Raw genomic sequence first — 22878 nt, forward strand, 5'->3', positions numbered from 1 at the left:
CCGTGTCTCATGGGCCGGCCTCCGCCTGGCTGGACCTCTCGAGGAGATCGAGGAGGTGGTGGTAGGTGCGACCGGTGGCCCGCGTCATCGCCAGCTCGCAGGTCCGGTTGGCCGAGGCATGGTCGGCGTGCGGGTCGAGGCCGGCGACTTCCTCGGCCTCGTGCCGGGTCGCCGCGGCCGTGAGCTCGGGCCGGAGTAGCCCGCGATCCCCGGCGAAGCCACAGCAGCCCCACGCCGCGGGGATCACGACGTCGTCGGCCAGCAGGCCGGCGATGCGGCGCATGGCGTCGATGCCGCCGCGCTTGGCGGACGAGCAGGTCGGGTGTAGGACGAGGGTGGCGGTTCGTCTCTCCACCCGGAGTCGGGGGAGCAGGTGGTCGGCGACGAAGTCGACAGCGTCCATTACCTGAACGTTCGCGGCGCCCGGGTGTTGCGAGATCGAGTCCGCGAGCAGGGAGGCGAGGCCGTCGGAACAAGAGGAGGAATCGCACACCACGGGCAGCTCACCCGCCCGCGTCGCCTCGATGATCGTCGGGACCACTCGGGCCGCCATCTCGGCCAGTCCGCTGGTGCGACCCTTTGACTTCCACGGCGTGCCGCAGCAGAACCCCGCATGGTGGTCGAGACCCGTGACAGGGGTCCCGGCGCGGTCGCAGAGCCTGCGCACCGCGTCCGCCGAGGCGCTGCCTCCCCCCGCCGCGCCAAAGATTGTGTTGAGACAGCTCGGGAACAGCACCGCCTCGGGCGAGGGGTGGCTCGGTGCGTGCGAGCGCCGACCGCCTCCGGGCAGGCCTCCGTCGTACAACGGAACGTTCTCCTGCCCGGCGATCGCGCGGCCTAGGCGGCTCGCCGAGCGTGGTACGGCGGCAGGCACCGCGCGGGCGAGCGTCAGTGCGCCGCTCAGCAGCGTCGTCGTCGAGCCCCAGTGCCGGGCGGCGGTGCGCCAGAGCGTCTCGCCGGTTCGCCCGGACGCCTCCCCACGCAGCCGGCGCACGAGGTCACCGGTGTCGATGCCGACAGGGCAGGGCAGCCGGCACATCCCGTCCGCCGCGCAGGTGTCGACGGCCGCGTACCCGTAGGCCGACTCGAGGTCCGCCTGCAGGGCGACGTCCCCGGTGCGGCGGGCTGCGGCGATGTCCCGGCGCAGCGCGATGCGCTGGCGGGGTGTCGTGGTCAGGTCGCGACTGGGACAGGTCGGCTCGCAGTATCCGCACTCGACGCAGCGGTCGACCTCATGCTCGACCGGCTCGGGGGCCTTGAGGTCGCGGAGGTGAACGGTCGGGTCCTCGGCGAGGACGACGCCGGGGTTGAGCAGGCCGGCGGGGTCGCACAGCCGCTTGAGCTCCCACATGACCTCAGTCAGCTCGTCGCCGTACTGCCGGCGGACGTAGGGCGCCATCATCCGGCCGGTCCCGTGCTCGGCCTTGAGGTTCCCGTCCTGCGCGAGCACGAGGTCGACCAGATCCTCGGTGAATGCGGCGTAGCGTCGTCGCGCACCGGCCTCGCCGAGCCGGTCGCACAGCATGAAGTGGAGGTTTCCGTCCTTGGCGTGTCCGAAGACCACGAAGTCCTGGTAGCCGTGCTCGGCCAGCAACGTGGAGAGCCCGGAGCAAGTCGCGCTCAGTCTCGGGACCGGCACCACGATGTCTTCGAGCAGGGCCGTCGTCCCGGCGGGCCGGGCGCCCGCGACGCTGGCGTAGAGCCCCTTGCGGATCTGCCACAGCGCATCGCGCTCGCCGGCGACCGAGGTGAACCCGACCGGCCGTGAAGGCCCGCGAGCCAGCAGCGTCCGGCTGCGGCTGACCTGCTGTTCGAGGCCCTCCTCGCTGTCGCTGCGGTGCTCCACGAGCAGCGCCACGTGCCGGTCGAGGACGAGGTCGCGCAGCGCCGACGGGATCGGGGACGCTTTCGACGCGACCGCCAGGGATCGGGTGTCCAGGAGCTCGATGGACGCGAGGCCCGCCGACGCGAGATCCGGGAGTGCCGCTGTGGCGGAGGACAGGTCGGGATAGACCGCCAGGGCCGTCGCGGCCCGGGGCCGGACGGGAACGGTGCGGAAGACGGCGGCCGCGACGAACGCCAGGGTCCCCTCGCTGCCGATGACGAGCCGGGTCAGCAGCTCGGCCGGCGTCGAGAAGTCGAGGAAGGCATTGAGCGAGTAGCCCATCGTGTTCTTCATCGAGAAGCGGCGTCGGATGTTGTCGACGGAACTCGGTTCGGTGCGGATCCGGTCGCGGAGGGCGATCAAGCCGGCGTGCAGCCGTGGCTCTCGGGCGAGGAGCAGCGCATCCGCGTCGGCCGCGCCCGTGTCGACGACCGTGCCGCTCGGGAGTACGAGAAGCAATGACTCGACCGTGCGGTAGGCGTTGAGCTCGATGCCGCAGGACATCCCGCTCGAGTTGTTGGCGACGACCCCGCCGATGGTGCACGCCACCTCGCTGGCGGGATCCGGCCCGAGCATCCGACCGTGGGCTGCCAGCCGTGCGTTGACCTGGCGCAGTGTCACCCCTGGCTCGACGCGAACCCGCGCGCCGCCGTCGAGCACCTCGACACCACGGAACTGGCGACGGACGTCGACCAGGATCTGGTCGGTGACCCCCTGCCCGGAGAGGCTCGTGCCTCCGGAGCGGAAGGTGAGGGGTCGGCGCAGGGCGGTGGCGACGCCGAACAGCTCGACCATGTCCGCCACCGAGGAGGGGACGGCGACGGCGCTCGGCACGAGGAGGAAGTGCGACGCGTCATGGGAGAGTGCATGGCGATCGAGGGCGTCGTCACTGATGAAGTCCGGCAGGCGGGTGGCATCGTCTGCGAGGTGGACCATGGGGCATCCCCGTTCTCTGCTCTGGAGCGGTCGTCCGGCGCGTCAGACGACCCCGTTCTCCTGCAGGCGGGTGATCGTGTCGGCGTCGTAGCCGAGGACGTCGCGGAGTACTGCGACCGTGTCCTGGCCGTAGTCGGGACCCGAGCGGTCGTGCGGGCCGCCCATGTAGGCGGGGGTCGCGCCGAGCAGGCCGGGGTGTTCCTTGACCGGCCAGCGGCCGATGGTGCGCTGCTCCAGCTCCACGGTCCAGCCGAGGTGGGCGAGCTGCGGATCGCGCTCGTAGCGGTCCTGCGCGGTCTGGCAGACCCCGGCCGGAACCCCGCGGGCCTGCAGCCGCGCCATCAGCTCGAACGGGTCGCGGTCCCGGGTGGCCCCCTCGACGAGGCGGTCGAGGCGCTCCTGGTCGGCCAGTCGCCCGGCGAGCGTCGCGTACCGCTCGTCCGCCGTCCAGGCCGGGGTCCCGAGTTCCTCGGCCAGCGCCCGCCACTGCACGTCGTCGAAGCAGGCGACGGCGATCCACCGGTCGTCGCCCGCGGTCCGGTAGGCGCCGTGCGGAGCCGCCTGCTTGTAGGGCGACCGGTTGCCGTATCGCGACCAGGTCCGGCCGTTGACGGTGTGGTCGAGCACCGCGGTGCCGGTGAGGAAGGCCCCGACCTCGGCCTGGGCACAGTCGACGTAGCAGCCCTGGCCGGTGGCGTCGCGGCGGTAGAGGGCCGCGAGGATCGCGTTGGCCATGTTGTAGGCGCCGAACCAGTCCAAGTAGGAGTAGCCGATCCCGGCGGGTGCGTACGGCTCCGGCAGGCCGGACATGTCGCTGAGGCCGATCAGTGCCTGGGCGGTGGGGCCGTAGGTCCGAGCACCGCCGTACGTGCCGCGCTGGCCCAGGCCGGATTGTTGGATGTAGACGATGCGCGGGTTGATCTCCCGGAGCCGGTCGTACCCGAAGCCCATCCGCTCCATCGTCCCCGGCGAGAAACCCTCGACGACGACGTCGGCATCCCGGAGCAGCTCGGTCAGGATGGCCTGGCCCTGCGGGTCCTTGAGGTTCAGCGACATCCCGCGCTTGCCGGAGTTGATCTCCATGAACGAGCCGCCGCGGTTGGGGTCGCTGGTCTGCGGGGTCGGCAGCGGGCCAGTGGCGGCGTCGCGAGCGGCGCGGCCGCCGTCGGGGGCGAGGCCGGTGCTGAAGCGCATGCCGTCCCACCGGGACTCGTGCTCCACCTTGATCACGTCCGCGCCGAACGCGGCGAGGAACCGGCCTGCGCCCGCACTGGCCAGCATCCAGCTGAGATCGACGACCCGCACACCCTGGAGGGCGAAGGGCTTGCCCCGGGCACTGGTGGTCACCGCACCCGTGGGGCGCATGGTGGGTGTCGGGATGCCGGGGCCCCGTCCCGCCCACTCCGCACGGACCTCGTCGGTGTGCTCGCCGACCAGCGGAGGTCGGGGCCCCACCCGCCACGGCACACCCGGGGCGAGCCACTTGGCGCCCACGTAGATGAAGGTCTCGCCCAGCTCGGGGTGGTGGACCTCGGCGAACGTCTCGCGGGCGAGCCAGTGCTCGTCGTCGAGGTTCTCCTCAGGCTTGCGGACCGGCGCCCACGGCATGCCCTCGGCCTGGGCCTCGCGCCAGAGGTCGGCGGCGAACGGCAGCCGCTCGACAAGGTCGTCGACGCAGTCCGCGATGTGCTGGGTCACCTCCGGCCTGCCCCGGAAGATCGGGTCGTCGTACTCGGGGGATTCCAGGTCCATCGCCATGCCGTACCGGGCGAGGATCCGCCGTGAGCCCTCCCAGGCGTTCACGAATCCCTTGAGCCCGGCGTAGGCGCGGTAGGGGAGCAGCCACCGACCGTCCTTGGTCCGGGCGAGCGACGAGACGGAGGTGAACGCGGCGCCCTCCGGAGTGGTGGAGTGCCGGCAGGTGATCCGGAAGTGCTCCTGGCGCAGGAAGACCCAATCCGGGGTGTCGGTCTCGGAGTTCTTGCTCACGGCGTCGTGCACAGCGACCGCGATGTGCTGGCCCTCGCCGGTGCGCCTGCGGTGGTTGAGCGCGGCCAGGATCGACATCACCGCCATCTCGCCGGTGATGTGGTAGGCGTGCCACATCTGCGGAGCGATCGGCGGCGTGTCGTACGTGCCGTCCGGCGCGGGGTCGTAGCCGCAGTTCATCATGACGCCACCGAGCGCGAGGTGGACCAGGTCGCTGCCCCGGTGGTCGGCCCACGGGCCGTCGTCACCGAAGGGACTGATGCGCAACGTGATGAGACCCGGGTGCCGCTCGATCAGATCGGCCGCGCCCACACCTCGCGACCGCAGGTAGTCGCGGTGGTAGGTGTCCAGCACGATGTCGGCGGAGGCGACCAGCTCGCGCAGTGCCCCCGCGCCCTCCTCGGTGTCGAGGTCCAGCTCGACCGACCGCTTACCGAGGTTGTAGTGCCAGAAGAACAGACTCCGTTCCGGATGCGGCTCGTCGCGCACGAACGGACCGATCCGGCGCGTCGCCTCCCCGCCCGGCGGCTCGACCTTCACCACATCCGCGCCGAGTCCGGCCAACACCTTGCCGCAGTACTCGCCGAGCTCGTCCGCGATCTCGACCACCCGGACGCCTGCCAAGAACGCGGTGGGATCGGGGTCCGAGCTCATGGGTGACCTCCTGGGTCGACGGGAATCAGTCCCTACTGTCAGGCTTGGTGAAGTTTGTTGTCAAGCAATGAAGTTCTGTCGATCTTCGGCGTTCTTGGACCACGCGATCTCTGATCAAACGAAAGAATCTTGCGTTCCGATGAGGATGTGAGTACCGTCACCACCATCTCGTGGGGCGCGCTCGAGTCTCGGGCCGTCCGCCCGCTCACATTCCTCAGCCTCGACACCCCACATGACTGCGGTGGTGCCGACGAAAGGTGCTCAGAGATGACCGACGCCCCGACCGGAACCGCCGTGGTGCTCGGCGCGAGCATCGGTGGCGCGGCGACCGCGGCCGCGCTTGCGCCGTACTTCGCCCGTGTCACCGTGCTCGACCGTGACGACCTGCCGGACTCCCCGCAGAAGCGCAAGGGGGTCCCGCACGGGTACCAGTTCCACACCCTGACAATTGGCGGCAGGCACGCCATGGAGGCGCTGTTCCCGGGCCTGCCCGACGATCTCCGCAAGCTCGGTGTGCCGGAGTCGTGCGCTACCGCCGACGTCCGCTACGCCTCGAAATGCGGCTACTTCCCGCGTTTCGAGTCCGAACTCATGATGCTGCAGCCCACCCGCAGGCTACTCGAGTGGTACTTACGGGACCGCTCGTCCCGTCTCGAGGGCGTCGATTTCGTGCCAAACACCACGGTGACCGGTCTGACCGCGGAGGACGGCGCCATCACCGGAGTTACTGCCGTCGACGCCACCGGCAACGAGGTCGCCTATGAGGCCGACCTGGTCGTCGACACCAGCGGGCGCGCGTCGAAGACCCCCGATTTCCTCGCCGCCCTGGGCTACCCGGCGCCGGTCGAGAAGACCGTCAACGCGCGCTGGGGCTACGCCACGACCTATGTCCGTCCCCCCGAGTCGTGGGACCCGGGCTTCAAGTCGATGTACATCGGTCCGACGGTGTCCGGTGAGGGGCCGACGGCCACTCGCGGCGGCGCGATGTGGTGCCAGGAGGACGGGCAGTGGGTGGTGACCGCGCAGGGCTGCGCGGGGGACTACCCTCCCGCTGACCCGGAGGGCTTCCGGGACTACATGGGCAGCTTCGGCTCACAGGCCTTCACCGAGGTACTCGACCGGTTCGAGATCATCTCACCGTTCGAGGCCTGGCGGAACACGACGAACCGTCTGCGGGACTACGCGGGCCTGCAGTCCCGGCCGGAGAATCTCATCGTCCTCGGCGACGCGAGCGCCGCCTTCAACCCGATCTACGGGCAGGGGATGGCCTCCGCCGCCATGGGCGCGCGGCTGCTGCGGGAGTACCTCGACGAGGGCGCAACCCTCGGCGCTGGCTTCGCCGAGGGGTTCCAGAAGCGGCTGGACGAGCAGGTCACTCAGCCCTGCTGGGCCTTCTCGACCGGGTCGGACTACGCCGTCCCGGGGGTCGAGGTCGACGGGGTCACCGTCGATGAGGCCGACCGTCCTGAATCCTCGTACACCGACCGCGTGCTGGCGCTGGCGACCGAGGACAAAGAGGTGACGATCAAGTTCTGGGAGACCGTGCACATTCTGCGTGGGCCGGAGTGGATGGCAGACGAGGACCTCCAGAATCGGGTGAAGGCGGACTGGGACCGCCTCGGCAATTTGAGCCGCAAGGACTGACGGGTCCGACAGTGAGGTAGGGGTGGCGCCCGACGGCGCAACCCCACGCATCGAGCGAAGGGAGTCGGCATGGCCGGTCGCGTGGAGGGCAAGGTCGCGTTCATCACAGGCGCGGCACGGGGTCAGGGTCGGTCGCACGCGGTGCGGCTGGCCGAGGAGGGTGCGGACATCATCGCCGTCGACATCTGCGGGCCGGTGGAGACGCAGGATGGCTATCCGGCGGCCACCGAGGACGATCTGGCCGAGACCGTCGAGCTGGTCGAGAAGCTCGATCGCAGGATCGTCGCGGCGAAGGGCGACGTTCGTGAGCAGGCGGCTCTGGACGAGGTGCTCGGCCGGGGCGTCGCGGAGTTCGGGCGCCTCGACGTCGTGTGCGCCAACGCGGGCATCCTCACCATGGGGCCCACCCACGAGCAGTCCGACCAACAGTGGGGCACGATGATCGACATCAACCTGACCGGGGTGTGGCACACGGCCAAGGCGGCGATCCCGTTCCTGATCGACCAGGGGCAGGGCGGGTCGATCATCATCACCAGCTCCCTGGTCGGTCTCAAGGGGGCCGCGGGCGCCTCGAGCTACGTGGCGGCGAAGTTCGGCACTGTGGGCTTGGCCAAGTCGCTGGCGCACGAGTTGGCCGAGCACCGCATCCGGGTCAACACGGTGCACCCGACGAACGTCGAGACGCACATGTTGGACAACATGATGGTGCGAAAGGCCTTCCGGCCAGATTTGGAGGCCCCGACGTTCGAGGAGGCGAAGGAGGTCTACAGCGTACCGAACATCTGGCCGATGCCGTGGGTGCAGACGATCGACATCTCGAATGCGGTGTTGTGGTTGGCCTCGGACGAGAGTCGGTACGTGACCGGCATCGCCCTGCCGGTCGACCTGGGGGCAAGTGCGAAATGAGGGCGTGGGTGAGCGACCTCGAGGACTGCGCTGATTCACTGGATGAGCTGTCGGCGATACTCGGTGCCGCGTTGGGCACCTGTTCCCTGCCCGAGGTCCACCGACTCACCGTGCGTGCGGTGCGTGCGGGTCTCGGCCTGCTCGTGGCGGCCCTGGAACGCGGAGTCGTCGAGCCCGTCCCCCCTGCCGAGCTACCCGCGCTTACGGGCGGCTCGGTCCTTGTCGACGAGCCGGCGGTAGACGCCGGGGCCATGATCCTTCACGGCCTCGCGGTGGTCCGCCGCGCTCGGCGTCAAGCCGCGCGGCTCGGGACCGACCAGCCGGGTGCGCCCGAGCTCGTCCGGTTCCTCGACGGGCTGCGGGCCTACCTGGTCGAGTTGCTCGCTGACACCGAGGAGCACGGGCTCGCGAGCATCCCGATTGGCATCTGTGGGGTGTCCTCGCCGCCGCTGATCGGTCGCTGAGAGTCCAAAGCCCGGGCGGGAGAGAGGAGGACCACGCCGCCGCCCACGGGCACGCACACCGCTGTCACCCGCAAGCCGACAGCGAGGGCGCCCGCGTCCCTCGTGATGACGTTGGTGAACGCGTGGAAGCCCTCTTCGAGGCGCACACCCGACCGCGTAGGGACACTCGAACGCGGGCTGATGGGCACGCCACGACGCGGTGAAGCTGTGCAGCTCTCGGGGCGTGGCGCTCAAGGTCGACGTCACATTGCCGGCGGGCGCGGGGGACGACGACCACTGATTCTCGGCCGCTCGGCGTCGGGCTCGGGAGCGAACTGCCGAAGCGTGCTGGCAGCTTCGCCGGTCGAGGCGACAGTGCCGCGGACAGTGGGACGATCTCGTCGATCCGGTCCATGACGTCGTCGGACAGTTCGACGTCGGCCCCGGCCAGAAGGTCGTCGAGATGTGCCATGGTGCGCGGGCCGAGGAGCGCGGTGACCCCCGGTGGGCGACGGCGAACGCCATCGCCAGGTGAGTCATGGGCAGGCCGGCCTCCTGCGCGAGCGGGACGAGTTGTTCGACGACGTCGATGCGGCGTTCGGCGGAGAGGTGGCGCGAGAACTGGACGCGTTCGAGGTCGTTGCCATCGCCCTTTCGCACCCGGCCGGTCAGCATTCCCTGGGCGAACGGACCCCCGGCGTCGATCGCCTTGTGAGTGATCCGAACCGACTCCTCCGGCTCGTTGCCCATCTGGCTGGCGAACATGCCGAGCGCGTAGGGGCTGACCTTGATCCCGGTCCGCCCGAGCGTGCGGTACTTCATCGAGTGCTCCTTCGCTGCAGACTGGCGGGTGGATCCGCCAGTCGTCGGCCGGTACGTCCACCTTCCGCGAGCGCCCGGAATCGACCAGTACCCGCCGCAGCCGGTGGATGCGGAGTACCACGACGGGACGCGGCCGGCCGCCGGTACTGGGGGATGACCGGGACCACGGATCCTGGCAGGGCCTTGCATGCTTGGCGGGATCGCACGAAACCCGCCGAGGTCGGCCTGCCGGGCGACGGACACCGGCGCGCGCCAGGCCTACGGCGTGAGGAGCTCGCCCTGCTCGCCGGCCTGTCCGTCGACCACATCGTGCGGCTCGAACAGGGCAGGTCGACCAAGCCGTCCCCCCGAGCACCGTCCACGCTGGCTCGGGCGTTTGCGGCTGACGACGGCGGAGCGTGAGCAGGACACATGATCGGGGAGCAGGCTCACGATCGCGTGGGCGGGGCGCGCAGAAGCTGCTCGGGTGAGACGCCGGTCACCCGGGAACCGGAGGAACCGCCGTTACCGTGGGAAGGGTGACCGACGCCGCCGTGCCGACCACCACTCCCACCGACCGCTGGCTGCGCTTCGAGGGCCTCAGCAACATCCGGGACGTCGGCGGCCTGCCGCTCCTCGGGGGCGGGCACACCCGCACCGGCGTGCTGCTGCGCAGCGAGTCGCTCGACCACGTGACCCCGGGTGACGTCCGGCAGCTCCTCGACGGGATCGGCCTGCGGCTGATCCTCGACCTGCGGACCGACCGCGAGATCGCCGAGCGCGGCGAGACCGTGCTCGCGCGCGCCGGCGTCGAGACCGTGCAGTTCAGCTTCATCCCGGAGTCGGGACGGGAGCTGCCCGAGGTGGGCGACGACGTCCACCCGATGGTCGCGAACTACCTCGGCTACCTGCGCGACCGCGGGCCCAACGTCGTCGGTGCGGTCCGGCGGCTCGCGCACTCCGAGGGGACGGCCCTGGTGCACTGCGCCGCGGGCAAGGACCGCACCGGGACCCTGGTGGCGATGGTGCTCGACGCCGTCGGGGTCGAGCGGGAGGCCGTCGTCGAGGACTACGCCCTGTCCGCCACGAGGATCGAGGCGATGTTCCGGCGCTGGACCTCGGTGTCCGGCGAGGAGATGCCGGGTCCGGAGGAGATCGACCGGCACAGTCCGCGGGCGGTGGCGATGGAGCAGGTGCTGGCCACGCTCGACGAGCGCGACGGCGGCGCGGTCGGCTGGCTGCGGGCCAACGGCCTCAGGGACGACGAGCTCACGGCCCTGCGCGACCGCCTCGTCTGAAGGCGCGAGGAGTGCCGCATCCGGGATGGCGTCATGGCGCCACAACGCGGCAGGAACGCGGGAGGAGAACGCATTATGGTTCCATAATGCGCGAGGAAGCCTCCGGAGAGCGCATTATGGTTCCATAACGCGGCTCTCAGGGGAGCTCCTCGATCGGGACGGCGCAGTCGAGCTTGCGGAGGGTGCCAGGGTCGCCGGTGACGGCGGGCCAGCCCCGTTGCCGGGCCGTGGTGACGACCTGGCCGGCCACGATGTCGTCCTGCCCCGCGGCGGCGAGCAGGAGCCCGGACTCCTGGGCCATCGCCGGGCTCAGGTCGTGGATCACGGTGTTGGGTAGGCCGAGCAGGACCTGCAGGGCGGCGTGGTGCTCGGGCCCGAGCTGCGACCACGCGCGGCCGAGCGCCGCCGACGGCACCGCCAGCACGAGGTTCTCCTCGACGGCGGCCCACACCAGGGCGCGCATGTAGACGGGGCGGCCGGTCGCGAACGCCTGGAGCGCGCTGGCGTCCAGCACTCTTCCGCCGATCATGTGCGCGCCCTTCAGCCGACGGCCACGGGAGGCACGAGCCGCAGCGACCTGCGCGCCGCGTCGAGCTCGTCCGCCGGTGGGGGACCTCCGTACAGGTCGGCCAGAGTAGCGAGCGAGCGATCACGGGTCTGCCGTGCCCGCACGGCCTCCGCCACGTACGCCGACAGGCTCGCCGCGCTCCCGTTGCGGACCGCCTCCCGTGCCTCCGCGACCAGCTCGGCCGGCAGGGTGACGGTCACCCGCTCGCTGCGCATACCGTCAGGCTACTGGGCGCATACCGAGGGCGTCGACCGGACGCCGCACGTCCGGACGAGGGCACTTCGGCCGATGCAGGTTACCGGTGGGTATGCCAGGCTGGGCCGGCCAGCGCGGCGGTCGTGGAGGACCGGCCCGCCGCACCCGGTTCGCACGCAGGAGGGTCTCCCGATGGACCTCACCTTCACCCCCGCCGAGGAGGAGTTCCGCAGCGAGCTGCGCTCCTGGCTCTCGGCGAACATCCCGGACGAGTGGCGGCGGCCGGGTTTCTGGGAGTCGCTGCCCGACGACGAGAGCTTCCGGCTGCGCCGCGACTGGGAGCGCGACAAGGCGCTCGCCGGCTTCGCGGGCATCCAGTGGCCGACCGAGTTCGGGGGCCGCGGCGGCACGCCCGGCATGAAGGCGATCTACGACGTCGAGATGGTGCTGGCCGACGCCCCGCGCACGGTCAACCCGCTCGGCCTGACCTTCCTCGCGCCGACGGTCATGGCGATCGGCACGGACGCGCAGAAGAAGGAGATCATCGGACCGATGCTGCGCAACGAGGTGATCTGGTGCCAGGGCTTCTCCGAGCCCGGCGCCGGGTCGGACCTCGCGGCGCTGACCACCCGCGGCGTCCGCGACGGCGACGACTTCGTGGTCAACGGGCAGAAGGTGTGGACCACCAACGCCGTGCACGGCGACAAGGTGTTCACCCTGGTCCGCACCGAACCGGGCAGCCAGAAGCACCGCGGCATCTCGATGCTGCTCATCGACATGCACCAGCCGGGGGTCGACGCCCGGCCGTTGAAGCAGATGTCGGGCGCCAGCGAGTTCGGCGAGGTGTTCTTCGACGACGCCCGGGTCCCGGCCACGGACGTCCTCGGCGAGATCGGCGAGGGCTGGCGCACCGCGATGCTGCTGCTGTCGTTCGAGCGCGGCGCCTCGGGCATCTCGCAGTACACCGAGTTCCGCCGGCAGTACGACGAGATCGCCGCGGTGGCCAAGAAGCTCGGCCGCGACACCGACCCGGTGATCCGCACCAAGCTGGCCCGCGTCCTCACCGAGCTGGAGTGCCTGCGGCTGCACTCGATGCACGTGCTCACCCAGACCGAGCGCGGCCGCGACCTGGGCTTCGAGGCGTCGATGACCAAGCTGCAGTGGTCGGAGACCTTCCAGGACCTGTGGGAGGTCTACGACGAGATCCTCGGCGAGGACGACACCCTCGAGGAGCTGGGCGAGCTGGACCTGCGCCCGTTCAACGCGCAGGCGATGTGGTCCCGGTCGGTCACGATCTGGGGCGGCTCGTCCCAGGTCCAGCGCAACGTCACCGCCGAGCGCGTGCTCGGCCTGCCCCGGTAGGAGCCCGGCATGTTCTTCGCCCTCACCGAGGACCAGCAGGAGTTCGGCGCGGCGGTCACCACGTACCTCGCCGAGCGGTTCGACAGGGAAGCCGTGCGCCGCGTCTTCGAGGACGCCGACGGCGACGGCAACCCCGAGTCGCTGTGGCAGGCGGCCGCCGAGCAGGGCTGGCTCGCCGTCACCGTCCCCGAGGAGCACGACGGGCTGGGCCTCGGCCTGGTCGAGGCGCAGGTCATCGCGCGCGCGCTCGGCGCCGGCGTCGCCCCCGGCCCGTGGCGCGGCACCGTGCTCGCGGCCGAGGCGATCCGGCTCGCCGGGTCGGACGAGCAGCAGGCGGCGTGGCTGCCGCGGCTCGCCTCGGGGGACGCGGTCGGCGCCGTCGGGCTGCGCGGCGCGGCCCCGGGCGTCGTCCCCGCGGTCGAGTACGGGACGATCGCGGACGTCGTCGTGGTCCGGACCGCCGACGGGCTCGGACTGGCCACCGGTGCGCAGGCCACCCCGGTCGGGTCCTACGACCGGACCACCCGGCTGGCCTCGCTGACCGTCGCGGACGTCGAGCCGCTGCACGGGGACGCCGCGCACCAGCTCACCGCCCGGGCCACCGTGCTCGTCGCCGCCGACCTGGTCGGGATCGCGCGTGAGGCGCTGAGCCGCACCGTCGCCTACGACCGCGAGCGCGAGCAGTTCGGCGTGCCGGTCGGCTCCTTCCAGGCGCTCAAGCACGCGCTGGCGGACATCCACGTCGGGGTCACGATGGCCGAGCACGCCGCGCTCTACGCCGCCCACGCCGTGGACGCCGGGCTCGACGACGCGGAGCTCGCCGTCGCCGTCGCCAAGGCCAAGGCGAGCGAGGTGGCCCTGCAGTCGACGGCCGCGATGATCCAGTACCACGGCGGCATCGGCTACACCTGGGAGCACGAGGCGCACTTCTTCTACAAGCGCGCCAAGCGCCTCGCCGGCCTGCACGGCGGGGTCGACCAGCATCGCGAGAAGATCGCCGCCCTCACCCTCTGACGGCCGGCCCGGCGACGGCACGCCGCGTCGGCGGCCGCCGCCGGGCCCCGGCACGATCATCGGATGGAGAGCTACCGGGCGGTCGCCGACGCGGCCGCGCCGGGGAGGCCGCCGTGGGGACGCTCGGCCCGGCCGGGCTGTCACCGTTCACGATCGACGTCCGTTTTGCCGGCGGACTCAGCGGTCGCCAGCAGCAGGCCTTCGCGGCCGCCGCGGACCGCTGGGCGCGAGTGGTCGTCGGTGACCTGCCGGGCGTGGTGGTGGACGGCGAGGACGTCGACGACCTGCTGATCCTCGCGTCGGGCACGGATCTGGACGGTCCCGGGCAGGTCCTCGGCCAGGCCGGCCCGACCCGGCTGCGGCCGGTGTCCGCCGGGCTGCTCCCGGTCGTCGGGCGGATGCAGTTCGACACCGCCGACCTCGGGCAGATGGAGCGCGACGGCACACTCGACGACGTCATCGCCCACGAGATGGGGCACGTCCTCGGCATCGGCACGCTCTGGTCCCGCCTCGGCCTGCTGTCGGGCTCCGGGACGGACGACCCGGTCTTCACCGGCGCCGGGGCCGTCGCGGAGTGGGCCGCGCTCGGCGGCAGCGGTGTCGTGGACCTCGACGCCGCCGAGCCCTATCGCGTGCCCGCGGGCGCCTCGCGCGGCCGGGCCGGCGGTGCCGGGTGGGCCGGCCCACCGCCCACGTCCTCCCCGACTCCGCTCTGCGCGCCTGAGCCCGCGGGTCACCTCGCGGGCCGAGGTGTGGACCCGCGCCCGGGGGGTAGGCGGCCCGGTTGCACACCGCTCGTGATCAGCCGAATCCGCAGGTCGGCGGCCACTGTGGAATGCGGAACGCCGGCCGCCGTGGGACCGTTGGGGGATGCCGGCCCCACCCGCAGTCAACGCCACCGCCGCGGCCCTGCTCGGACTGCTCCACAGCGGTCCGATGACGGGCGGCCAGCTCGTCGCGGTCGCCGGCGAGCGCTTCGGCTCGTTCTTCACCGTGACCCGCAGCCAGGTCTATCGTGAGCTGCCGGTGATGGCCGAGGCCGGCTTGCTGCGGCTGGGCAAGCAGGGGCCGCGCGCGTCGCAGCAGTACGTGATCACGGCGGCCGGCAAGCGCGCGTTCAAGGCGTGGCTGCAGCACGGCAGCGGCGGCGACGCGCTGCGCAGCCCCCTGGTCCTGCGGCTGCTGCACGCGGGGCAGCTCACGGTGAAGCAGCGGGCCGAGCTGGTGAGCACCTCGAGGGAGGTCTACACCGCCCGCCTCACCGAGGCCCGGGCCGCCGCGCGGGGCGAGGAGGACCCGTACCGCAAGGCGGTCGCGGACTTCACGGTCGCGCACACCCGGGCGATGGTGAAGCTGCTCGACGCCGTCCCCCTCGACTGACGGCGACGAGCACGGGCCGGCATCTGCCGGGCCCCTCCGGCGGAGCGCCCCTCGCGCGCACGCGTAGCCTGGAGCGTTGTGAACCCCGACGTGGCAGCCGACCTGAAGGACCTCGCATCCACCCTGGAGGGCATCGAGGCGGTCACCGACGTCCCCGCGCTCCGGGCGGAGATCGCGGACCTGGAGGAGCAGGCCGGGGCCCCCGACCTGTGGGACGACGTCGAGGCCGCGCAGAAGGTCACCAGCCGGCTCTCGCACGCCCAGGCCGACCTGCGCCGGGTCGAGGACCTGCGCCGCCGGCTCGACGACCTCCCCGTGCTCTACGAGCTGGCCGAGGACGAGGGGGACGAGTCCGCGGTCGCCGACGCGGACCGGGACCGCGCGAAGCTCCGCGAGGAGATCTCCTCGCTCGAGGTCCGGACCCTGCTGTCCGGCGAGTACGACGAGCGCGAGGCGCTGGTGACGATCCGCTCCGAGGCGGGCGGGGTCGACGCCGCGGACTTCGCCGAGATGCTCATGCGCATGTACCTGCGCTGGGCCGAGCGGCACGGCTACGGGGTGGACGTCTACGACACCTCCTACGCGGAGGAGGCCGGCATCAAGTCCGCGACCTTCCAGGTCCACGCCCCGTACGCGTACGGCACGCTCTCGGTCGAGCAGGGCACGCACCGGCTGGTCCGGATCTCGCCGTTCGACAACCAGGGCCGCCGCCAGACCTCCTTCGCGGGCGTCGAGGTCACCCCGGTCGTGGAGTCCACGGACCACATCGACATCGACGAGAAGGACCTGCGGGTGGACGTCTACCGGTCCTCCGGGCCCGGCGGCCAGGGCGTGAACACCACCGACTCCGCGGTGCGGCTCACGCACATCCCCACCGGGATCGTGGTGTCCTGCCAGAACGAGCGGTCCCAGATCCAGAACAAGGCGACCGCGATGGTCGTGCTGCAGGCCAAGCTCCTGGCCCGCAAGCACGAGGAGGAGCGCGCGCTGATGGACTCGCTCAAGGACTCCGGCTCCTCCTGGGGCAACCAGATGCGCTCCTACGTGCTGCACCCGTACCAGATGGTCAAGGACCTGCGGACGGACTTCGAGGTCGGCAACCCGGGCGCGGTGCTCGACGGCGACATCGACGGCTTCATCGAGGCCGGCATCCGCTGGCGGCGCAACCAGGCGCAGGAGGCCACGGCCTGACGGCTCCGTGCGTGGTCGGTGGTGCCGGAGCACCCTGGGCCACGCACGGTGGGGCGGGTTGCCGTGGACAGTCGGACGAGCGGTACCGCTCCTGCGCCGAGGGGGCCTGTCGGGGCAGGGTCCGGGCGTGATCCAGCGGTAAGTTCCCGGCCGTGATCCGGCTGGAGCGCGTCACCAAGATGTACAAGACCTCGACGCGGCCCGCGCTGGACCGCGTCTCGGTCGAGGTGGACAAGGGGGAGTTCGTCTTCCTCATCGGTCCGTCCGGCTCCGGGAAGTCGACCTTCCTGCGGCTGCTGCTGCGGGAGGACGTCCCGACCCGCGGCAAGATCTGGGTGACCGACCTGGACGTGGCCAGGCTGCCGCGGCGCAAGGTGCCGCGGTTGCGCCAGCGGATCGGCGTGGTGTTCCAGGACTTCCGGTTGCTGTCGAACAAGACGGTCGGCGAGAACGTCGCCTTCGCGCTCGAGGTGATCGGCAAGTCGTCCTCGACGATCCGCAAGGTCGTGCCCGAGGTCCTCGAGCTCGTCGGGTTGGAGGGCAAGGCCGACCGGATGCCGCACGAGCTCTCCGGCGGCGAGCAGCAGCGCGTCGCCATCGCCCGCGCGTTCGTGAACCGGCCGCTCGTCCTGCTGGCCGACGAGCCGACCGGCAACCTCGACCCGGACACCAGCCAGGACATCATGCTGCTGCTGGAGCGGATCAACCGCACCGGCACGACCGTGATCATGGCGACCCACGACCACTCCATCGTCGACTCCATGCGGCGCCGGGTGGTCGAGCTGGACATGGGCCGGGTCGTGCGGGACGAGGCCCACGCGGTGTACGGGGTCGGTCGCTAGTGCGGGCGGCCGACCTACTCCGCTCCGCGGAGGCGACATGAGAACCGACTTCGTCGTCCGGGAGGTCGCCACCGGGCTGCGCCGCAACGTCACGATGACCGTGGCGATGGTGCTGACGACGGCGATCTCGCTGCTCATGGTCGGTACCGGGCTGCTCGCGGTGAAGACCATCGACGCCACCGAGGCCATCTACTCCGACCGCCTCGAGATCCGGGTCGCGCTCACCCAGGACGTGTCCACCGTGGACACCGACTGCACCCAGCCGATCTGCGCCGCGCTGAGGTCCACGCTGGAGAACGCGCCGCTGGTGGCGGGCGTGACGTACGAGAACCAGCAGGAGGCGTACGAGCGCTTCCAGGAGCTGTTCGCCGGGCAGTCGGTCGCCGAGCTCGCCCGGCCGCAGTCGCTGCCGGCCACGCTGCGGGTGAAGCTGGTCGAGCGGGACGGCTCGACGGAGGCCGCCGCCGCCGCGGTGAAGCAGGCCATGGAGAACCAAGTCGGCGTGCGCACGGTGATCGACCAGCGGGACGTCGTGGCCACGCTGTTCGACTTCCTCGGCGGCGTGCGGAACGTGACCTTCGCGCTGGCGCTGGTGCAGGCCGTCGCCGCGCTGATGCTGATCTCCAACACCGTGCAGGTCTCCGCCTACACCCGCCGCACCGAGGTCGGCGTCATGCGGCTGGTGGGCGCCACCCGCTGGTACACCCAGCTGCCGTTCCTCATCGAGGCGGTGGTGACGGGTGTGGTGGGCGCGGTGCTGGCCGGCGCCGGCCTGCTCGTCGGCAAGTTCGCCTTCATCGACTCGCTGCTCGCCGGGATCGCGCAGAACGGCGTGATCCCGCCGGTCACGCTGGTCGACGTCCTGACGGTCTCGGCGTACCTGGTCCCCATCGGCGCGGTGATCGCGGGGATCACCGGCTACGTCACGCTGCGGCTCTACGTGAAGGTGTGACGGGGGACCCGCCGCGTAGGCTGGAGGGGTGAAGGAGAAAGGCCGCAAGGTGATCGCGCAGAACCGGCGTGCGCGTCACGACTACGCGGTGCTCGAGGAGTTCGAGGCCGGTGTGGCGCTCATGGGCACCGAGGTGAAGAGCCTGCGGCTGGGCCGGGCCTCCCTGGTCGACGCCTACGCCACGGTCGACGACGGCGAGGTGTGGCTGCGCGGCCTGCACATCCCCGAGTACACCCACGGCAGCTGGACCAACCACGAGCCGCGGCGCACCCGCAAGCTGCTGCTGCACAAGCACGAGATCGAACGGCTGATCGGCAAGATCCGCGAGGGCGGGCTGACGCTCGTCCCGATGTCGCTGTACTTCAGCGACGGCAAGGTCAAGTGCGAGCTCGCGCTGGCCCGCGGCAAGAAGGCCTACGACAAGCGGCAGGACCTGGCGAAGAAGGACGCCGAGCGGGACATCGCCCGCGCGTTCGGCCGTGCCGCGAAGGGCCGGGCGAGGTCGCTCTCGTGACCCGGCCCGCGCTGCCGGTGCCCCCCGCGTCGGACGACGACGTACCCCGCTGGACCGCCGACCTCGGCCTGCCCGGGCTGGTCGACGTGCACGTCCACTTCCTGCCCGAGCGGGTCCTGCACAAGGTGTGGGCCTACTTCGACCAGGCCCGCACGCACTACGGCATGGACTGGCCGATCCAGTACCGCACGCCCGAGCCCGAGCGGATCGCCACCCTGGAGAAGCTCGGCGTGCTGCGGTTCGCGCCGCTCGTCTACCCGCACAAGCCCGGCATGGCGGCCTGGCTGACCGAGTGGGCGGCGCAGTTCGCCGCCGCGACCCCGGCCGCCGTCCGCACCGCCACCCTCTACGCCGAGCCCGGCGTCGAGGAGTACCTGGGCGCCGCCGTCGAGGGCGGCGCGCGTGCGGTGAAGGTGCACGTGCAGGTGGGCGCGTTCGACCCCCGCGATCCCCTGCTCGACGGCGCGTGGGGCCTGCTGGCCGAGGCCGGCGTCCCGACGATCGTGCACTGCGGCCACGGGCCCATTCCCGGCGAGCACACCGGGCTGGACGTGTTCGGCGAGGTCCTGGCCCGCCACCCGCGGCTGACGGCGGTGCTCGCGCACGCCGGGATGCCGGACTTCCACGCCGCGCTCGAGCTGGTGCACCGCTACGAGAACGTGCACCTCGACACCACGATGGTCGGCACGCCCTACGCCGAGGCGTTCGCGCCGCTGCCGGCGGACTGGCCCGCCCGGCTCGCCGAGATCCCCCGCCGGGTCGTCCTGGGCAGCGACTTCCCGAACATCCCGTACCCGTACGCCGAGCAGCTGCGCGCGATCGCGGGCTGGGCCGCCGCCGACGACCGCCTCGGCGAACCCTTCCTCCGGGACGTCCTGCACGACGCCGGGACCCGCCTCCTGCGCCTCTGACCACCCCGCCCGGTCGCCCGCCTGTGCCGGGTGTCGGTGCACGTCGAGGAGCGGGCGGAGGGGCACGTCGACGAGGTGCTCGCGGCACGTGACGGGTACGACGCCGGATCCGCCGCCGGATCGGAATGATCCGCGGAGGCGCTCGCGTTAGACTGACATGACGGCCCGAGAGGCGGGTCGTGACAAGGGGGTGAACGGTCTCGACTCCTGAGGCGGACCGAGGGGAAGCGTGCCGAGGAAGACGACGATGAGCTCGTTAACCATGCGTCGTAACCAAATAAGTGCCGACGAGAGTCGCACTGTCCCGGCTCAGGGCGCCCGCGCGGACTTCGCGCTCGCTGCCTGATCCAGTAAGGGACTGTCGGCCCGGGGGCGTTCCCGCCCCGGTGTCCGGCATCAGCTAGGGGACTCACCGTCCGGCCCGGTCGCCGGGGTCGGGCGGGACAACCAACAGCGACTGGGATCGTCACACCGGCTCGTCCGTGAGACCGGTGGATCCGAGTAGAGGCAGAGCGGACTGCGCACGGAGAAGCCCTCGCGAAGCGAAGGAGGACCCGGGTTCGATTCCCGGCACCTCCACCCCTGGAGTTCAGGGCCCCGATCCGGACGGGTCGGGGCCCTGACCGTTCTCGGGGCCCTGACCGTTCTCGGGTGCCGCCCGTTCTCGGGTGCCGCCCGTTCTCGGGTGCCGCCCGTTCTCGGGTGCCGCCCGTTCTCGGGTGCCGCCCGTTCTCGGGTGCCGCCCGTTCTCGGGTGCCGCCCGTTCTCTCAGGGCGCCACCTCGGGGCGCACACAGACCAGGCCCCACGGCCGGTCCCGGACCCGCGTCATCACCAGGGTCGCCCGGCGCGACCCACGCAGCTTGAGCCGCTTGTGCAGGGCGTCGACGTCGCCGGCCAGGCCCCGCCGGCGGATGTCCACGGCGCCGACGTCGAGCTCGCGCAGCCGTCGCGGGAGCCGCTTCTGGTCCCACGGCCCGGAGTCGATCACCTCGAGGGTCCGGGCGAACGGCGTCGTCACCGGTGCGTCCGCGGACAGGAAGGCGATCCGGTCGTCGATCTTCCACGTCCGGGTGCGGCGGGCGAGCTCCTCCACCGCACCCGCCCGGGTGACGGCCGGGTTCGGGTCGAGCAGGTAGCGCCCCGGGTCCCGCACCGGCACCGGGTCGCCGTCGGCGGCGACGAGCGTGTCCCCGGCCGGCAGGAGGGTCGCCCGGGCCCGGGTCGTAGCCAGGGCCGGCGACCAGGCGACGGCCTCCTTGAGATCCCGGTCCACCGCCACGAACTCCAGCTCCCACCCGGGCGGGACGACCGCGTGGTCGAGGCCGGGGGCGGCCTTGATCCCGATCGCCGGGACCGGGAGGCCGAGGCACCACTCCAGCGGCGGCTCGCTGTCGCCGGCCCGCATCCGGCCCCGTGCCGACCGCCGGGCCGGATCCACGAACACGGCGTCGACACCGGCCAGGTCGACCTCCCGGACGTCGGCGAGTCGCGTCCGCGCGTCCCCGCCGTGGACCGCGGCGTTGTGCCGGGCCATCCACAGGTGCACCGGGTCCCGGTCGACGGCCAGGACGTCCCGGCCGGGCGCGAGGGCGAGGAGGTCGCCGCCGATCCCGCAGCACAGGTCGACGAGGCGGCACGCGCCGGGGAAGCGGGCGGCCCGGTGCCGCGCGACGATCTCGGGCGACGCCTGCTCCCACCCCGCGCGGGTCAGGAACATCCGTCCGGCCCGCGCGAACTTGTCCGCGGCCCGCTCGCGCAGCTGCGCCTGGGTGAGGGCCTCGGCGACCAGCGGCGCCGGACGGGTCCGACGCAGCGCGGTGCCGAGCCGCAGCGCGGCGTCGTCCGTCAGCGGGCGGCCGTCGAGCCCGGCGGCGATGGCCGCGAAGAGCTCCTCGCCCTCGGGCCCCGCCAGGTCCGCGAGCCGGGCCAGCACCTCGTCCGTGTCCACCGGCGGTGAAGGCTACCGTCGGCGGGACCGAGCGGGGCCCGGCACCCGGGTCCGTCGGCAGGTGAGGATCCCGACCGGTCACCCGATCGCGTAGCGTCGCGAACCATCGGACGGAAGGGGCGACGTGGCCACGACGAGAGGCACGGCGCCGGCCCGCACGCGCGTGCGCCTGCCGCGGGAGATCTGGGTGCTGGTCGCGGCCGCCTTCGTGGTCGCCATCGGGTTCGGCATCGTGGCCCCGGCGCTGCCGGCCTTCGCCCGGACGTTCGACGTCGGGTTCGCGGCCGCGTCCGCGGTGATCAGCCTGTTCGCCGCCTTCCGGCTGGCCTTCGCGCCGGTGAGCGGGCGGTTGGTCGGGCGATTCGGCGAGCTGCCCGTGTACACCGTCGGCCTGCTGCTGGCGGCGGCGTCGGTGGGAGCGACCGCGGCCGCGCAGAGCTACTGGCAGCTGCTGCTGTTCCGCGGCGTCGGCGGGATCGGTTCCACCATGTTCACCGTCTCGGCGATCTCGCTGCTCGTGCGGCTCGCCCCGCCCGAGGCGCGCGGGCGGGCGTCGGGCATGTGGGCCACCGGGTTCCTGCTGGGCAACATCGCGGGACCGCTGGCCGGCGGCGGGCTGATCGCGGTCAGCGTGCGCGCACCGTTCCTGGTGTACGCGGTGGCCCTGGTGTGCGCGACGGCCGTCTCGGTCCCGCTGCTGCGCGGCCGCACCGGTGACCGCGCCGGCGCCGCCGCGGAGCCCGCCGCCACCTTCCCCACGGCCTTCCGGCACCCCACCTACCGCGCTGCCCTGGTGGCGAGCTTCGCCAACGGCTGGACCGTGTTCGGGGTCCGCGTCGCCCTGGTGCCGCTGTTCGTCGTGGAGGCGCTGCGGCAGAGCGAGACGTGGGCCGGGTTCGCCCTCGCGGTCTTCGCGGCGGGCAACGCCGCCACGCTCCTGCTCTCCGGCAAGCTGGCCGACCGGCGCGGCCGCAGACCGCCGGTCCTCGCCGGGCTCGTGGTGTCCGCGGTCGCGACCGGGCTGCTCGGGTTCGCGCCGTCGGCGGCGTTGTTCCTGGCGTTGTCGCTGGTCGCGGGAGTGGGCAGCGGCCTGGTGAACCCACCGATGACCGCCGCGGTCGGCGACGTGATCGGCAGCCGGGCCCGGGGCGGCACCGTGCTGGCCGGCTTCCAGATGGCCGCGGACGTCGGCGCCATCGTCGGGCCGCTGGCCGCGGGCGCCGTGGCCGAGGCCGCCGGGTTCGGGCTCGCCTTCGCCCTCACCGGGGTGATCTCCCTGGTCGCGCTCGGCTTCTGGCTCCGCGCACCCGAGACCCTCCCCCGACCGCACGACCACGGCGACGCCACCGCGGAGACCGTCGCGAGCGAGCGGGCGGTCGGGGCGGAGTAGGTCACCGGGCGGCGAGGTAGGCGGGCCGGCTGCCGTGCGCCGTCACGTCCCGG

The 22878-nt window shown here is 72.2% G+C and carries 20 protein-coding genes and 1 other RNA gene; 15 read left to right on the forward strand and 6 right to left on the reverse strand.

Translation table 11 applies throughout. The features are described from left to right. Positions 1–7: 7 nt before the first annotated feature. Positions 8–2821, reverse strand: coding sequence for an FAD-binding and (Fe-S)-binding domain-containing protein (locus ACL02T_RS06330; RefSeq protein WP_412829708.1), 2814 nt, complete (start codon positions 2819–2821; stop codon positions 8–10). Positions 2822–2863: 42 nt separating this feature from the next. Beyond that, entirely contained in the window at positions 2864–5464 is a 2601-nt protein-coding gene (locus ACL02T_RS06335) for a CaiB/BaiF CoA transferase family protein (RefSeq protein ID WP_412829709.1), read from the reverse strand. Positions 5465–5731: 267 nt separating this feature from the next. Here ACL02T_RS06335 and ACL02T_RS06340 point away from each other — a divergent pair, with 267 nt between their 5' ends. The 5 genes from ACL02T_RS06340 to ACL02T_RS06360 all read left to right on the forward strand — a co-directional run bounded on the left by ACL02T_RS06340 (position 5732) and on the right by ACL02T_RS06360 (position 10556). Further along, a complete protein-coding gene (locus tag ACL02T_RS06340) occupies positions 5732–7108 on the forward strand; it encodes an NAD(P)/FAD-dependent oxidoreductase (protein ID WP_412829710.1) in 1377 nt (458 codons plus the stop codon). Between the two features lie 69 nt (positions 7109–7177). Beyond that, entirely contained in the window at positions 7178–8014 is an 837-nt protein-coding gene (locus tag ACL02T_RS06345; RefSeq protein WP_412829711.1) for a mycofactocin-coupled SDR family oxidoreductase, read from the forward strand. A gap of 8 nt (positions 8015–8022) precedes the next feature. Then, complete coding sequence (locus tag ACL02T_RS06350; protein ID WP_412829712.1) at positions 8023–8478, forward strand: hypothetical protein; 456 nt, start codon at positions 8023–8025, stop codon at positions 8476–8478. A gap of 954 nt (positions 8479–9432) precedes the next feature. Continuing rightward, entirely contained in the window at positions 9433–9681 is a 249-nt protein-coding gene (locus tag ACL02T_RS06355) for a helix-turn-helix domain-containing protein (protein WP_412829713.1), read from the forward strand. A 116-nt stretch (positions 9682–9797) separates the two neighbouring features. Further along, a complete protein-coding gene (locus ACL02T_RS06360) occupies positions 9798–10556 on the forward strand; it encodes a tyrosine-protein phosphatase (protein WP_412829714.1) in 759 nt (252 codons plus the stop codon). A 136-nt stretch (positions 10557–10692) separates the two neighbouring features. Here ACL02T_RS06360 and ACL02T_RS06365 read toward each other — a convergent pair whose 3' ends face one another. Continuing rightward, positions 10693–11085: a hypothetical protein gene (locus ACL02T_RS06365; RefSeq protein ID WP_412829715.1), complete on the reverse strand. Its 393-nt coding sequence runs from the start codon at positions 11083–11085 to the stop codon at positions 10693–10695. An 11-nt stretch (positions 11086–11096) separates the two neighbouring features. After that, positions 11097–11339 carry a ribbon-helix-helix domain-containing protein gene (locus ACL02T_RS06370; RefSeq protein ID WP_233302980.1) on the reverse strand — a complete coding sequence of 81 codons (243 nt, stop codon included), beginning with the start codon at positions 11337–11339 and terminating at the stop codon, positions 11097–11099. A 172-nt stretch (positions 11340–11511) separates the two neighbouring features. Between ACL02T_RS06370 and ACL02T_RS06375 the strand changes: the two genes are divergently transcribed. Then, positions 11512–12681, forward strand: a complete 1170-nt coding sequence (locus ACL02T_RS06375; RefSeq protein ID WP_412829716.1) for an acyl-CoA dehydrogenase family protein — start codon at positions 11512–11514, stop codon at positions 12679–12681. A gap of 9 nt (positions 12682–12690) precedes the next feature. Next, the gene (locus ACL02T_RS06380; protein WP_412829717.1) at positions 12691–13695 is read left to right on the forward strand and encodes an acyl-CoA dehydrogenase family protein; all 1005 of its coding nucleotides are present in this window, start codon (positions 12691–12693) and stop codon (positions 13693–13695) included. A gap of 140 nt (positions 13696–13835) precedes the next feature. Here ACL02T_RS06380 and ACL02T_RS06385 read toward each other — a convergent pair whose 3' ends face one another. Further along, positions 13836–14162: a hypothetical protein gene (locus ACL02T_RS06385; protein ID WP_412829718.1), complete on the reverse strand. Its 327-nt coding sequence runs from the start codon at positions 14160–14162 to the stop codon at positions 13836–13838. Positions 14163–14565: 403 nt separating this feature from the next. Here ACL02T_RS06385 and ACL02T_RS06390 point away from each other — a divergent pair, with 403 nt between their 5' ends. The 7 genes from ACL02T_RS06390 (at position 14566) to ssrA (ending at position 20067) form a co-directional block, all read left to right on the forward strand. Further along, positions 14566–15075, forward strand: a complete 510-nt coding sequence (locus ACL02T_RS06390; protein WP_412829719.1) for a PadR family transcriptional regulator — start codon at positions 14566–14568, stop codon at positions 15073–15075. Positions 15076–15153: 78 nt separating this feature from the next. Further along, complete coding sequence (prfB, locus tag ACL02T_RS06395) at positions 15154–16266, forward strand: peptide chain release factor 2 (RefSeq protein ID WP_412829720.1); 1113 nt, start codon at positions 15154–15156, stop codon at positions 16264–16266. A gap of 152 nt (positions 16267–16418) precedes the next feature. After that, positions 16419–17108 (forward strand): cell division ATP-binding protein FtsE, encoded by a 690-nt coding sequence (gene ftsE / locus ACL02T_RS06400; RefSeq protein WP_412829721.1) that lies wholly within the window; start codon positions 16419–16421, stop codon positions 17106–17108. Between the two features lie 37 nt (positions 17109–17145). Further along, a complete protein-coding gene (gene ftsX / locus ACL02T_RS06405; RefSeq protein WP_412829722.1) occupies positions 17146–18060 on the forward strand; it encodes a permease-like cell division protein FtsX in 915 nt (304 codons plus the stop codon). Positions 18061–18088: 28 nt separating this feature from the next. Next, entirely contained in the window at positions 18089–18574 is a 486-nt protein-coding gene (gene smpB / locus ACL02T_RS06410) for an SsrA-binding protein SmpB (protein WP_412829723.1), read from the forward strand. Beyond that, complete coding sequence (locus tag ACL02T_RS06415) at positions 18571–19485, forward strand: amidohydrolase family protein (protein WP_412829724.1); 915 nt, start codon at positions 18571–18573, stop codon at positions 19483–19485. The genes smpB and ACL02T_RS06415 overlap by 4 nt, the downstream gene beginning before the upstream one ends. A 186-nt stretch (positions 19486–19671) precedes the next feature. After that, positions 19672–20067, forward strand: a transfer-messenger RNA (tmRNA) gene (ssrA, locus tag ACL02T_RS06420). A 186-nt stretch (positions 20068–20253) separates the two neighbouring features. Here the strand turns inward: ssrA and ACL02T_RS06425 are convergent. Next, positions 20254–21435, reverse strand: a complete 1182-nt coding sequence (locus tag ACL02T_RS06425; protein WP_412829725.1) for a class I SAM-dependent methyltransferase — start codon at positions 21433–21435, stop codon at positions 20254–20256. Between the two features lie 124 nt (positions 21436–21559). On the opposite strand from ACL02T_RS06425, the gene ACL02T_RS06430 reads away from it, so the two are divergent. Continuing rightward, on the forward strand, positions 21560–22825 hold the full coding sequence (locus ACL02T_RS06430; protein ID WP_412829726.1) for an MFS transporter: 1266 nt from the start codon (positions 21560–21562) through the stop codon (positions 22823–22825). Positions 22826–22878: the final 53 nt, after the last annotated feature.

The sequence above is a fragment of the Pseudonocardia oceanicola genome (genome assembly GCF_047200735.1).
GTDB lineage: Bacteria > Actinomycetota > Actinomycetes > Mycobacteriales > Pseudonocardiaceae > Pseudonocardia.